Origin of the sequence: Agromyces kandeliae (assembly GCF_009674665.1) — a bacterium.
Classification (GTDB): domain Bacteria; phylum Actinomycetota; class Actinomycetes; order Actinomycetales; family Microbacteriaceae; genus Agromyces; species Agromyces kandeliae.
In genome coordinates this window covers 122,763-134,863 of the sequence record NZ_WKJD01000004.1, presented here as the reverse complement: position 1 = coordinate 134,863, position 12,101 = coordinate 122,763, and the positions used below count along the sequence as shown (strand labels likewise).

General features: G+C 72.9%; 12 protein-coding genes. 6 read left to right on the top strand and 6 right to left on the bottom strand.

What is annotated here, in order from left to right; translation table 11 throughout:
* Positions 1–3: 3 nt before the first annotated feature.
* On the top strand, positions 4–417 hold the full coding sequence (locus GJR97_RS01790; RefSeq protein ID WP_129235505.1) for a DUF4870 domain-containing protein: 414 nt from the start codon (positions 4–6) through the stop codon (positions 415–417).
* A gap of 114 nt (positions 418–531) precedes the next feature.
* The gene (locus tag GJR97_RS01785) at positions 532–978 is read left to right on the top strand and encodes a DUF4870 domain-containing protein (RefSeq protein ID WP_154344815.1); all 447 of its coding nucleotides are present in this window, start codon (positions 532–534) and stop codon (positions 976–978) included.
* Here the strand turns inward: GJR97_RS01785 and hemW are convergent.
* From hemW to lepA, 3 genes are read right to left on the bottom strand one after another with little or no spacing between them, the layout of a single operon-like run.
* Positions 975–2,201 carry a radical SAM family heme chaperone HemW gene (gene hemW / locus GJR97_RS01780; RefSeq protein WP_154344814.1) on the bottom strand — a complete coding sequence of 409 codons (1,227 nt, stop codon included), beginning with the start codon at positions 2,199–2,201 and terminating at the stop codon, positions 975–977. The two genes, GJR97_RS01785 and hemW, sit on opposite strands and share 4 nt — an antisense overlap.
* A complete protein-coding gene (locus tag GJR97_RS01775) occupies positions 2,201–2,851 on the bottom strand; it encodes a DUF1990 family protein (RefSeq protein ID WP_154344813.1) in 651 nt (216 codons plus the stop codon). The genes hemW and GJR97_RS01775 overlap by 1 nt, the downstream gene beginning before the upstream one ends.
* Positions 2,852–2,859: 8 nt before the next feature.
* Positions 2,860–4,716, bottom strand: a complete 1,857-nt coding sequence (gene lepA, locus GJR97_RS01770) for a translation elongation factor 4 (RefSeq protein ID WP_154344812.1) — start codon at positions 4,714–4,716, stop codon at positions 2,860–2,862.
* Positions 4,717–4,795: 79 nt separating this feature from the next.
* Here lepA and GJR97_RS01765 point away from each other — a divergent pair, with 79 nt between their 5' ends.
* From GJR97_RS01765 to rpsT, 4 genes are all read left to right on the top strand, one after another.
* Complete coding sequence (locus tag GJR97_RS01765; protein ID WP_154344811.1) at positions 4,796–6,022, top strand: sensor histidine kinase; 1,227 nt, start codon at positions 4,796–4,798, stop codon at positions 6,020–6,022.
* The gene (locus GJR97_RS01760; RefSeq protein ID WP_154344810.1) at positions 6,019–6,645 is read left to right on the top strand and encodes a response regulator; all 627 of its coding nucleotides are present in this window, start codon (positions 6,019–6,021) and stop codon (positions 6,643–6,645) included. The genes GJR97_RS01765 and GJR97_RS01760 overlap by 4 nt, the downstream gene beginning before the upstream one ends.
* 3 nt (positions 6,646–6,648) lie before the next feature.
* Positions 6,649–7,398, top strand: a complete 750-nt coding sequence (locus GJR97_RS01755; protein ID WP_154344809.1) for an alpha/beta fold hydrolase — start codon at positions 6,649–6,651, stop codon at positions 7,396–7,398.
* 162 nt (positions 7,399–7,560) lie between these two features.
* Positions 7,561–7,821 (top strand): 30S ribosomal protein S20, encoded by a 261-nt coding sequence (rpsT, locus tag GJR97_RS01750; protein ID WP_129235614.1) that lies wholly within the window; start codon positions 7,561–7,563, stop codon positions 7,819–7,821.
* Between the two features lie 75 nt (positions 7,822–7,896).
* Here rpsT and holA read toward each other — a convergent pair whose 3' ends face one another.
* The 3 genes from holA to GJR97_RS01735 are packed head-to-tail and all read right to left on the bottom strand — an operon-like array spanning position 7,897 to position 12,035.
* Positions 7,897–8,913 carry a DNA polymerase III subunit delta gene (holA, locus tag GJR97_RS01745; RefSeq protein WP_324613007.1) on the bottom strand — a complete coding sequence of 339 codons (1,017 nt, stop codon included), beginning with the start codon at positions 8,911–8,913 and terminating at the stop codon, positions 7,897–7,899.
* Between the two features lie 29 nt (positions 8,914–8,942).
* Positions 8,943–11,345: a ComEC/Rec2 family competence protein gene (locus GJR97_RS01740; RefSeq protein WP_154344807.1), complete on the bottom strand. Its 2,403-nt coding sequence runs from the start codon at positions 11,343–11,345 to the stop codon at positions 8,943–8,945.
* Positions 11,346–12,035, bottom strand: coding sequence for a ComEA family DNA-binding protein (locus GJR97_RS01735; RefSeq protein WP_324613006.1), 690 nt, complete (start codon positions 12,033–12,035; stop codon positions 11,346–11,348). It abuts the gene before it with no gap.
* Between the last annotated feature and the right edge of the window lie 66 nt (positions 12,036–12,101).

Sequence of the window (12,101 nt, the reverse complement as noted above, 5' to 3'; positions counted from 1 at the left end):
GACATGACCGACTCCAACCTCCCGCCGCAGGATCCGAACGCCGCCCCGCAGCCGACTCCGGCCGCCCCGCTCTCCCATGAGCAGGACGTGCAGTGGGGCTCCTTCGCCCACCTCGGCGGCATCCTCGGCATCCTGCCGTCCCTCATCATCTGGCTCGTCTTCAAGGACCGCGGTTCGTTCACGAACACCGAGGGCAAGGAGGCGCTGAACTTCCAGATCACGCTCGTGCTCGCCACGGTCGCGCTCTGGGTGCTGACCACGATCATCACCGTCGTCACCTTCGGGTTCGGCGCCCTCTTCGGCTTCCTCACCTACATCCCGTGGATCCTCGGCGTGATCTTCTCGATCATCGCCTTCATGACCGCGAAGGACGGCAACCACTACCGCTACCCGTTCGCCATCCGCCTCATCAAGTAGGTCGCGGGGCGAGCCTTCGACGCGCCGGTCGGGCATCCCTCGACCGGCGCGTCGGCGTATGCCAGCATGAGGGAACGTCCCCTGTCCGGGCGCGACCACAGAGGAGCACGCATCATGTCCGACGCACCACCTCCCACCCCGCCCACACCGCCCGCCGGCGGTCCGCCGCCCCCGCCGCCCGGCGGACCGACGCCCCCGCCGCCCCCCGGCGGCGGCCCCTACCAGCAGAACCAGCCGCTCAGCCCTGCCGACGAGAAGCTCTGGGCAACGCTGATCCACATCGGCGGCATCCTGTTCGGATTCCTGCCCGCGCTCATCGGGTACCTGGTCCTGAAGGACAAGGGCCCCTTCATCCGCGAGCACACCGCCACGGCGCTGAACTTCCAGATCACGCTGCTGATCGCCTACGTCGTGGGATCGATCCTGACGTTCGTGATCATCGGCATCTTCATCCTGCTGGCAGCGTGGGTCGCCGCGATCGTGTTCGGCATCATCGCGGCCATCAAGGCGAACAACGGCGAGTACTACGTGTATCCCGTCGCGATCAAGTTCGTCAGCTAGTCCTCGAGCAGGCGCCGCACGACGGCGTCCGCCAGCAGCCGCCCTCGTCGGGTCAGCGTGAGCCGCCCGGCGAGGGCGGTTCGCGCGTCCACGAGCCCGTCTGCGATGAGGCCGGCCACCGCGTGCCGACCGCCCGCGTGCAGGGTCGACACCTCGACGCCCTCCCGGATGCGCGTCGCGAGGAGCACGCGCTCGGTCTCGCGGGTCGCGTGATCGAGCGTCTCGCGGCCGACCGCCGGCGAGACGCCCGCGGCCAGTCGCTCGGCGTAGGCCGCGGGGTGCTTCGCGTTCCACCACCGCACGCCGCCCACGTGGCTGTGCGCACCCGGACCGACGCCCCACCAGTCGTCGCCCCGCCAGTACCCGAGGTTGTGCCGCGACCGGTGCGCGGCGTCCGTCGCCCAGTTCGAGACCTCGTACCACTCGTAGCCGGCCGCTCCCAGCAGCTCGTCGGCGACCTCGTACATGTCGGCCGCGAGGTCGTCGTCGACGGCCGCCAGTTCGCCGCGGCGGATCCGCCGGGCGAGCTTGGTGCCGTCCTCGACGATGAGCGCGTACGCGCTCACGTGATCGGGGCGCTCGGCCAGAACGGCCGCGAGGCTGGCGAGCCAGTCGGCGAGCGACTCCCCCGGCGTGCCGTAGATCAGGTCGAGGCTGACGTCCAGCCCTGCCTCGCGCGCCCACCGCACGACGAGCGGGACCCGCGCCGGGTCGTGGGTCCGGTCGAGCGCGGCGAGCACGTGCGGCACCGCCGACTGCATGCCGAACGACACCCGGGTGAATCCGCCGTCCGCGAGGCGGCGCAGGTCGTCGGCGTCGACCGAGTCGGGGTTCGCCTCGGTCGTCACCTCGGCGCCGTCCGCGAGGCCGAACGCGTCGCGCACCGCACCGAGCATCCGCACGAGGTCGCCGGCGGGCAGCAGCGTCGGCGTCCCGCCGCCGAAGAACACCGTGGACGCCGGGCGGCCCGGGGCACCGGACGCCGCGAGCACGTCGCGCGCGAATCCCACCTCGGCGGCGGCCTGGTCGGCGAAGTCCTCCTGACGGGCGCCGCGCAGCTCACCCGCCGTGTACGTGTTGAAGTCGCAGTACCCGCACCGCACTCGGCAGAACGGCACGTGCAGGTACACGCCGAACGCGCGGGACGCGGCATACGTGAACGCGCCGGCAGGGAGCAGGCCGTCGGCCGGGGCCGGATCGGCGATCGGGAGCGACCCCGCCATCAGACGGGGAAGGCGGGATGCAGCGCACGGAGCTCGCGCTTGGTGAGCTCCCGTCGCCGCCGCCGCACGAGCGGTCCGAAGACGCGCCGCAGGCCGCCGTTCGGCTCGAACGCCGAGCGGATCGTCAGCCAGACGGAGTCGTCGTCACGGTGCTCGAGGATGAACGACTCCTCGCCGTTCTCCGAGGCGTCTCCGGTGGTCCCGTAGGCGAACCCCATGCGGTTCGGCTCGTCGACGACGTACACGACGAGGACCGGGGTCGAGTGCGAGCGGAACCGGCCGCGACGCTTGAGCGTGGCGGTCATCCCGGCGCTGATGTAGGGCGTGCCGTCGGGGCCGAAACGCTGCTCGACGCGCGCTGCGGGCTGCTCGGCGAGCGGCGCGCCCGACTCGTCGTACGCGATGCCCGTGTACTGCGCGCCCGTGCCGGGCGAGGCGTCCAGCACCGTGAAGCCGGCGCCCTGCTGGATGCCCCACGTCATGAGCGACTCGGCCGAGGCCTCGAAGCGCTCGCGGCCGGAACCCAGCCGCACCGAGTCCTCGGAGGGCGTGAGTCCCGCCGGCGGGTAGCGCAGCAGGTCGGGGTCGAGCGTCGCGCCGATCGCGCCATAGGTGACGGACTGGTCGGTGAACGTGCTTCGCCGGGTCATCGCTCCCCCTACTTCTTGGCGTCCTTCTTCTCGGTGTCCCCGCTCAGGGCGGCGATGAACGCCTCCTGGGGCACCTCGACGCGGCCGACCATCTTCATGCGCTTCTTGCCCTCCTTCTGCTTCTCGAGGAGCTTGCGCTTGCGGGTGATGTCACCGCCGTAGCACTTCGCGAGCACGTCCTTGCGGATGGCCCGGATCGACTCGCGCGCGATGATGCGCGCCCCGATCGCCGCCTGGATGGGCACCTCGAACTGCTGCCTCGGGATGAGCTCGCGCAGGCGGCCCGTCATCAGCACGCCGTACGCGTAGGCCTTGTCGCGGTGCACGATCGCGCTGAAGGCGTCGACCTGCTCGCCCTGCAGCAGGATGTCGACCTTCACCAGGTCGGCGGCCTGGTCGCCCGCGGGCTCGTAGTCGAGCGAAGCGTACCCGGCGGTCTTCGACTTCAGGTTGTCGAAGAAGTCGAAGACGATCTCGCCGAGCGGCATGTGGTACCGGATCTCGACGCGGTCCTCGCCGAGGTACTCCATGCCGAGGAGCGTGCCGCGACGCGACTGGCAGAGTTCCATGATCGTGCCGACGTAGTCCTTCGGCGCCAGGATGGCGGCCTTCACGATGGGTTCGCGCACCTCGGCGATCTTGCCGCCGGTGGGGAACTCGCTCGGGTTCGTCACCGTAACGGTCTTCTTGTCCTCCGTGGTCACCTCGTAGACCACGGACGGCGCGGTCGCGATGATGTCGAGGTCGAACTCGCGGCGGAGTCGCTCGGTGACGATCTCGAGGTGGAGCAGGCCCAGGAACCCGCAGCGGAAGCCGAACCCGAGCGCGACGGACGTCTCGGGCTCGTAGACGAGCGCGGCGTCCGAGAGCTTCAGCTTGTCGAGCGCCTCGCGGAGCTCGGGGTAGTCGCTGCCGTCGATCGGATACAGGCCGGAGAAGACCATCGGCAGCGGCTCCGTGTACCCGGCGAGCGGCTCGGCCGCCGCCTTGACGGCGGTCGTCACGGTGTCGCCCACCTTCGACTGGCGGACGTCCTTCACCCCGGTGATGAGGTAGCCGACCTCGCCGACGCCGAGGCCCTTCGTGGGCGTCGGCTCGGGCGCGCTCACCCCGATCTCGAGGATCTCGTGCGTGGCGCGCGTCGACATCATCTGGATGCGCTCGCGCGGGTTCAGCTGGCCGTCGACCATCCGGACGTAGGTGACCACGCCGCGGTAGCTGTCGTACACCGAGTCGAAGATCATCGCCCGCGCCGGGGCATCCGCATCGCCCGTCGGCGCGGGGATGCGCTCGACGACCCGGTCGAGCAGGTCCTCGACGCCCATGCCGGTCTTGCCGGAGACCCGCAGCACGTCGTCGGGCGAACCGCCGATCAGGTCGGCGAGCTCGCGCGCGTACTTCTCGGGCTCGGCCGCGGGCAGGTCGATCTTGTTGAGCACGGGGATGATCTCGAGGTCGTTCTCGAGTGCGAGGTAGAGGTTCGCCAGCGTCTGCGCCTCGATGCCCTGCGCGGCATCCACCAGGAGGATCGCGCCCTCGCACGCCGCGAGGGAGCGCGACACCTCGTAGCTGAAGTCGACGTGCCCGGGGGTGTCGATCATGTTCAGGGCGTAGCCCGTGCCCGCGAGCTCCCACGGCATCCGCACGGCCTGGCTCTTGATCGTGATGCCGCGCTCGCGCTCGATGTCCATGCGGTCCAGGTACTGGGCGCGCATGTCGCGGTCGGCGACCACGCCGGTGATCTGCAGCATGCGGTCGGCGAGCGTCGACTTGCCGTGGTCGATGTGCGCGATGATGCAGAAGTTGCGGATCAGCGCGGGATCGGTGGCGGCGGGCACCGGTGGGGCAGCGGCTCTCGGAGACATCCCGTCGATTCTCCCATGCGGGCGATCCCACTTTCGACGGATGCCGCCCGAGGGGCCCCGGACTACGCTGAATCGCACCATGACCGTGCTCGATGCCCCACTCGTCGGACGGGTGCAGCCGTCCGCACTGCGCCCCGTGTTCGTCTCGTTGCGGGTCGGACTCCACGTCCTCGTGGTCGGCCTCACGTTGTTCGTCCTCGCGCGCGCGGTGCTCTCCGGCGGCGAGCAGCTCGTCGCGATCTCGATCCTCTCGATCGCCTTCATCGGCGCGTACCTCGTCGGCGTGGTCACCGCGCACCAGGTCGTGACGCCGTGGATGCGCGCGGCCTGGCTCGTCATGCTGCTGGGACTCTGGCTGGGGCTCAGCGCGCTGACCCCGGACGCGGCGTTCCTGGCGTTCCCGCTGTTCTTCCTCGAGCTGCACGTGCTCCCCGCGCGGTGGGCGGTGCCGCTCGTCGGCGTCACCTTCGTCCTCAGCGTGTGGAGTTCCACCTCGCAGCTCGGGTTCGAGGTCGGCAGCGTGCTCGGACCGCTCATCTCGGCGGGCGTCGCGGTCATCATCGGCCTCGGCTACCGGGCGATGGCGGTCGAGACGCGCGAACGGCAATCGCTCATCCTCGACCTGCTCGCCACGCGCGAGGAACTCGCCGCCGCCAGCCGCGAGGCCGGCACACTCGCGGAGCGCGAGCGCATCGCCCGCGAGATCCACGACACCGTCGCCCAGGGGCTGTCGAGCATCCAGATGCTCCTCCACGCCGCCGAGCGCGACGTCGCCGACACGGGCACGCGCGACAAGCTCCGCCTCGCGCGGGAGACGGCGGCCGAGAACCTCCAGGAGACGCGCCGATTCATCCGCGAGCTCACGCCGCCGGCGCTCGACGAGCAGACCCTGCCGGGAGCTCTGCGGCGCCTCGCGGACGCCACGAACGAGCAGGCGCGCCAGGCCGGCACGCGCACGCGCATCGCCTTCTCCCTGAGCGGCGACCCGGTCCCGCTCCCCATGTCGATCGAGGCCACGCTCCTGCGGCTCGCGCAGGGTTCGCTGTCCAACGTCGTCAAGCACGCCGACGCGGCGCGCGCCGAACTCACCCTCAGCTACCTCGGCGACGAGGTCGCGCTCGACGTCGTCGACGACGGGATCGGCTTCGACCCGTCGATCCTCGGGAGCGCCGACGAGTCGGCGCCGTCGTTCGGGCTCCGCGCCATCCGGCGCCGCGCCGAGAGCCTCGGCGGCACGGTCGACGTCGAGTCGACGCCCGGGGGCGGCACGGCGCTCTCGGTGCGGATCCCGGTGGTCCGGGCATGATCGGGCTCCTGCTCAGCGACGACCACCCCGTGGTTCGGGCCGGCATGCGCGCGCTCCTCGAGGCCGAGGACGACCTCCACGTCGTGGGCGAGGCCGCGAGCGCCGAGGAGGCGGTCCGGCTCGCCGAGGCGCCCGGGATCGACCTGGTCCTGATGGACCTGCAGTTCCCGGGCGCACTCCAGGGCGTCGACGCGACCCGCCGGATCCGCTCGATGCCGAACGCGCCGCGCGTGCTGGTCCTCACGAACTACGACACCGATGCCGACATCCTCGGTGCCATCGAGGCCGGGGCGAGCGGGTACCTGCTGAAGGACGCCCCGCCCGGCGAGCTCGTCGCGGCGATCCGCGCCGCCGCGGCCGGCGAGTCCGCGCTCGCCCCGACCGTCGCGTCCCGCCTCGACGAGTCGCAGCGGGCCGGCGACCAGCGCCTCACGGTGCGCGAGGCCGAGGTGCTCGCGCTCGTCGCCGCGGGACGCACCAACCGGGAGATCGGCCAGGCGCTCTTCCTCAGCGAGGCGACGGTGAAGTCGCACCTCGTCCACATCTTCACCAAGCTCGGCGTCGGATCCCGCACCGCGGCGGTCGCGCGCGCCCGCGAGCTCGGGGCGATCCGGGCGGGCTGAGCGATGCCGCGAGCCCGCGTCGTCCTCGTCCACGGCATCCGGACGTCGGCCACGATGTGGCGCGGACAGGTGCTGCGGCTCGAACGGCACGACCTCGAAGCGGTGCCCGTCGACCTTCCCGGGCACGGCTCGAGGCTCGGCGAGCCGTTCACGCTCGCCGGTGCGCTCGACACCATCCGCGACGCGATCGGCGACCCGATCCCCGGCGTGCCGCGACTGCTCGTGGGCCTGAGCCTCGGCGGGTACCTGTCGATCGAGTTCGCGGCGCGGCATCCGCACGGCCTCGAGGGACTCGTCGCCGCCTCGTGCGGCACCCGCCCGCGCGGCCCGGGGCTGCACGGCTACCTGCGTCTCGCCGACGCGATCGGCCGGCTGCCCGATCAGGGCCGCGCCCTCAACGACCGGATGGCGCGCCTCTTCCTCTCTCCCGCCGCCGTCGACGACATCATCGCGGGCGGGGTCGCGCTCGACGTCATGCGTCCGGCCATCGGCGCGATCGGCGAACTCGACCTCGAGGCCTCGATCGCCGCGATCGAGGTGCCCGTCTGGTTCGTCAACGGGCGCTACGACCACTTCCGGTTCGAGGAACGACGGATGCTCCGCGCCGCCGCCGACGGTCGGCTCGTGCACATCGAGGGAGCCACCCATCTCGTCAGCCTCGCCCGCCCCGAGGAGTTCACGGCGGCCGTGCTCGGCGCCGTGGCCGAACTCGAGTTCCGGGAGGTGCGACGCCGGGCGGCCGCGACCCGGTGACCGACGGTGCCGGCCCGGTTCGCTTTGGTACCGCACCGGCGTTGCTGGTATCGTTGCCTGTTGGCTTGCGTGTGGGTCCCACCCCCGCACGATGCGCCGCGACGGCCCCTCTACCGATTGCGGCAACTCCGGTACCCGCAGAACACACGAAAGACGAACCACGTGGCAAACATCAAGTCGCAGATCAAGCGCATCCGCACCAACCTGAAGGCGCAGGAGCGCAACAAGGCCGTGAAGAGCGAGCTCAAGACCGTCATCACCGCCACCCGCAAGGCCGTCGCCGAGGGTGACAAGGAGAAGGCCACCGCCGCCCTCCGCGTCGCGACCCGCAAGCTCGACAAGGCCGTGAGCAAGGGCGTGATCCACAAGAACCAGGCCGCGAACCGCAAGTCGGCCATCGCGAAGCAGGTCGCCGCGCTCTGATCCGAGTGTCGTTCGAAGGCCCCGCACCGACAGGTGCGGGGCCTTCGTCGTTCCTGGCGCGGTGCCGGCCGGGACTCAGGCGAGGGCGCGCCCGCGTGCGGCGATGACGCCCACGAGCCGCTCGAGCGCGAAGACGGGATCGCGCTCGGCGCCCTTCACCGCGGCATCGGCGGCGGCGAGCGCCTGGATGGCGACGCCGAGGCCCTCGTCGCTCCAGCCGCCGAGGTCGCGACGTGCGCGGTCCACCTGCCACGGCGCCAGGCCCAGCGACGACGCGGTCGCGCCGCGCGACCCTGCGACCTTGGCCATGGTGCGGATCTTCATGGCGAACGCCGCGACGATCGGCACGGGGTCGGCGCCCGAGTCGAGCGCGTGACGCAGGGCGATGAGGGCATCTCCGTGACGGCCGGCGATGGCCGCATCGGCGACCTCGAACGCATTGGTCTCGACGCGCCCGCCGTAGTACCTGCGCACGGTGGCCTCGTCGATGTCGCCCGTGGCGTCGGCGATGAGCTGCCGGCACGCCGCGGCGAGTTCGCCGAGGTCGTCGCTGAACGCGCCGACGAGGGCGCGCAGCGCGGCGGGCGCGATACGCCGCCCCGCGAGTCGGAACTCGGCCGCGGCGAAGTCCTGCTTGTCGGCGTCGCGCTTGAGCTCGGCGCAGACGACCTCGATGCCGCCGCCTTGGCCCGCACGGAGCGCGTCGAGCAGCTTCTTGCCGCGATTGCCCCCACGGTGGCGCAGCACCACCGTGGTGCCCTCGGCCGGGGCTGCGAGGTACTCCAGTGCGTCGAGCAGGAACTCGTCGCTCGACTTCTCGACGCCGGTGACCCGGATCAGCCGGGGCTCGCCGAACAGCGACGGGCTCGCGAGCGTGAGCAGGGTTCCGCGCGTGTAGCCGTCGGCCTCGAGGTCGCTGACCTCGAGCGACGGATCGTCGGCGCGGAGCGTTTCGCGCAGCATCGTCAGCGTGCGCTCGGCGAGCACGTCTTCGCCACCAGTGACCAGGACGACCGGCGCCGGCCGAGCCTCGCTCCACCCCAACTGCGGGATCGCGGTCTTCGACCTGCCTGTGCCCGGACGTGCCGCCACGGCGCTCCCTTCCCTCGTGCCGGTCCAGTCTACGGAGCACCCGCGACACCCACGCCCCGCTCGATCCAGAGTTCGAACCCGCCGGGCACGGCCCGCAGCGCCGCCGCCCCCGACGTATCGCTGCGCACGGGCGCCGTCGCTGCGCCGTCGAGCGCCTCGAGCAGGGATGCCGTCGGATGCCCGTACCCGTTCTCGGCGCCGACGCCGATCAGCCCGACGGATGCCCCGAGCTCGCCGTAGAGATCGGCGCTCTGGTCGGCACTGCCGTGATGGGCGACCTTCACCAGGTCGACGCGGCCGACCGCCGTCGCGCGGCGCATCGCGTCCTGCGCCTCCCGTCCGAGGTCGCCGAGGAAGAGGGCGCCGAAGTCGGGTGTCACCAGGTGGAGCACGACGCTCGCGTCGTTCCCCGGTGCCGCGTCCGGGCGCGGCCAGACGACCCGCCACGCGGCGGCGCCGAGCGTTCCGTGCGCCCCGGCGACGACCTCGGCGTGCGTCGCGCCGCCGTCGACGAGCGGCTCGAGCGCGCGCGCTGAACGGGTGCCGTCGAGCGGCCCGTGGAGCACGTCGTCGACCTTGCCCGCGAGCGCAGCGGTGCCCGTCACGTGGTCCGCGTCCCAGTGGGTGAGCACGAGGAGCTGGATGCGATCGACGCCGGCGACGGCGAGGCATCCGGCGAGGGCGTCGGGGTCGGGCCCGGCGTCGACGAGCATCACCGCGTCCTCGCTGCGGACGAGGACCGCGTCCCCCTGTCCGACGTCGCACTGCCACACGTCCCAATCGGCCGGGCGCGACGCGCTCGCGAGGATCGGTGGGCCGGTGGCGAGCCCGAGCGGAATGCCGACGCTCATGCAGAGTGCGACGGCGGCCGCGCGCCGCAGGGCCCTCCGTGCGCGCGTCACGGGCCGACCGGCTCCGAGCGCGAGGACGAGACCGGCACCGATCGCGGCCGCCGCGAGCATCGCACCGCCGACATCGGGCGGCCACGGCACGCCGGTGAACGGCATGCGCTCGACGCCGCGGGCGAGCAGCGCGATCCACGCCGCGGGCACCCAGGCCACCTGGAGGGCGGCGAGGCCCACGGACGGCAGCACGGGCAGCACGAGGCAGCCCAGCAGGCCGGCCATGGTCGCGATCGGGGCGGCGGGCGCGGCGAGGAGGTTCGCCGGCACGCCGTAGACCGGGATGACCGGCTCGAGGAGGATGAGGACCGGCTGGCACGCGAGCTGTGCGGCGAGCGGGATCGCCACGACGGTGGCGAGCGGCCGCGGAACCCACCTCGCGAGCACGGTCGCGAGCGGGCCGGACAGCAGCACGAGTCCGGCCGTGGCACACACGGAGAGCGCGAATCCGGCGTCGCCGGCGTACCACGGATCGAGCGCGAGCAGCGCGACGACCGCGAGGCCGAGGGCCGGCATGCCGCCGGCGGCGCGCGCGGTCGCGCAGGCCGTGAGCACGACGAGCGCCATGGCGGACGCCCGCACGACGCTGGCCTCCGGGGTCACGAGCGCGACGAAGCCGGTCAACGCCACGAGCGCCGCGACCACGCGGCCTGCCCGTGGGAGGCCGGCGAGCCCCGCGACCCAGAATGCGGCGGCCGTGATGATCGCGCAGTTCGCACCGGACACCGCCGTCAGGTGCGTGAGCGACGCGGTGGTCATGGCGGCCCGCAGGTCGTCGGAGACGCGCGACGTGTCGCCGATCGCGAGACCCGGCACGAGGGCGCCGCCGTCGCCGCCCAGCCGGGCGGATGCCTCGGCCAGCCCCTCGCGAAGCGGATGCGTCCACGCGAGCCACGGTGGTGCTTGGCCGGTGTCGAGGATCCTCGATGCGGACAGCCGGAACGCCGCGCGCGAGGACGGCGGCAGTTCCGCGAGCCGACCCTCGACGACGACGGTCGAGCCGAAGCCCAGCGGGTGCTCGTCTGCGGGCAGCGACAGGTCGACTCGGATCCGCCCGACCTCGGTCGGGGCGCCGTCCGTGGTCAGTGCGAGGAGCGTCGCGGCGGCGCGCACCCTCGGCTCGCCCGACCAGGGCGCCGCGCTCGCCGGGCGAGGCGCCGACTCGAGCCTCACGCTCGCCACGACCTCCTCGCGCCCGGATGCCGCGGCCGCGACTGCCTCGGGTGCGCGCCGTTCGAGCGAACCCCACGCCGAGGCCGTGACCATGCCGGCGGCCGATGCCGCCAGCAGCAGCGCGGCAGCGGAACGGACGAGGACCGGCGCGCCCGCGTGGATGCGGACGGCAGTGCTCCCGCGACCGCCCACCCGAAGGACGAGCAGGACACCGAGCGCGACTCCCGCCACGCCCCAGGCGGTGATCGGGGTCACCCACGTCGGCAGGCCGGCATCGGGCGCGTTGGTCGCGATCCATGCGGCCGACCACGCCGACACTGCCGGGGCGAGCAGGCGGAGGTCGTGGCGGCCGCGCACTCAGAGGCTCACGAGGTCGACGAGCCCGGAGTACACGGCATCGCCGATGCCCGCCACCTCCATCAGCTGCGAGACATCGGTGAAGGGCCCGTTCGCCTCACGCCAGTCGATGATGCGCTGCGCCAACGCCGGCCCGATCCTCGGGAGCGTGTCGAGCGCGGCGACATCCGCCCGGTTGATGCTGACCCGACCGTCGCTCCCCGCGACGGTGCTGCCGCCGCCGCCGACGGCGGCCGGCTGCGGCACCTCGCCTTCGCGCGGCACGACGAGCTGCTCGCCGTCGACGAGCACGCGCGCGAGGTTCACCCCTGCCGGGTCGGCGTCGCCCGCGAGTCCGCCCGCCGCGCCGATGGCGTCGACCACGCGCGCTCCGGTCGTGAGCTCGACGATGCCGGGCTCCGCCACTGCGCCGAGCACGTGCACCAGGATCGTCGGCATCGCCGCCGCGCCGGTCGCGGGAGGAACCCCGCCCGTCGCGCCGACGCCGGGAGCGGCGCCGCCCGCACCGTCGCCCTCGACGCGGACGATCTCGCCCTGCGCACCCCCGCCGCCCGCCCCGAACGACAGCACCGCGGAGACTGCGACCGCGGCGACGAACAGCACGACCGCCCCGCCCACGGCCGCGCGCGACCGCGGGCGGGCGCGCGCGCCGGCGAGCTGGTCGAGCGGGTCGGGGGGTTCGACGGTCACGCCGTGACGCTACGACGAGGCGCGACCGGACTCGGCCCATGGCGGGCACGCGACATCCACCGGTCG

Bases quoted from the DNA above. Each gene is read 5' to 3' on its own strand.
- GJR97_RS01790 (WP_129235505.1), top strand. From the start codon at position 4: ATGACCGACTCCAACCTCCCGCCGCAGGATCCGAACGCCGCCCCGCAG.
- GJR97_RS01785 (WP_154344815.1), top strand. From the start codon at position 532: ATGTCCGACGCACCACCTCCCACCCCGCCCACACCGCCCGCCGGCGGT.
- hemW (WP_154344814.1), bottom strand. From the start codon at position 2,201: ATGGCGGGGTCGCTCCCGATCGCCGATCCGGCCCCGGCCGACGGCCTG.
- GJR97_RS01775 (WP_154344813.1), bottom strand. From the start codon at position 2,851: ATGACCCGGCGAAGCACGTTCACCGACCAGTCCGTCACCTATGGCGCG.
- lepA (WP_154344812.1), bottom strand. From the start codon at position 4,716: ATGTCTCCGAGAGCCGCTGCCCCACCGGTGCCCGCCGCCACCGATCCC.
- GJR97_RS01765 (WP_154344811.1), top strand. From the start codon at position 4,796: ATGACCGTGCTCGATGCCCCACTCGTCGGACGGGTGCAGCCGTCCGCA.
- GJR97_RS01760 (WP_154344810.1), top strand. From the start codon at position 6,019: ATGATCGGGCTCCTGCTCAGCGACGACCACCCCGTGGTTCGGGCCGGC.
- GJR97_RS01755 (WP_154344809.1), top strand. From the start codon at position 6,649: ATGCCGCGAGCCCGCGTCGTCCTCGTCCACGGCATCCGGACGTCGGCC.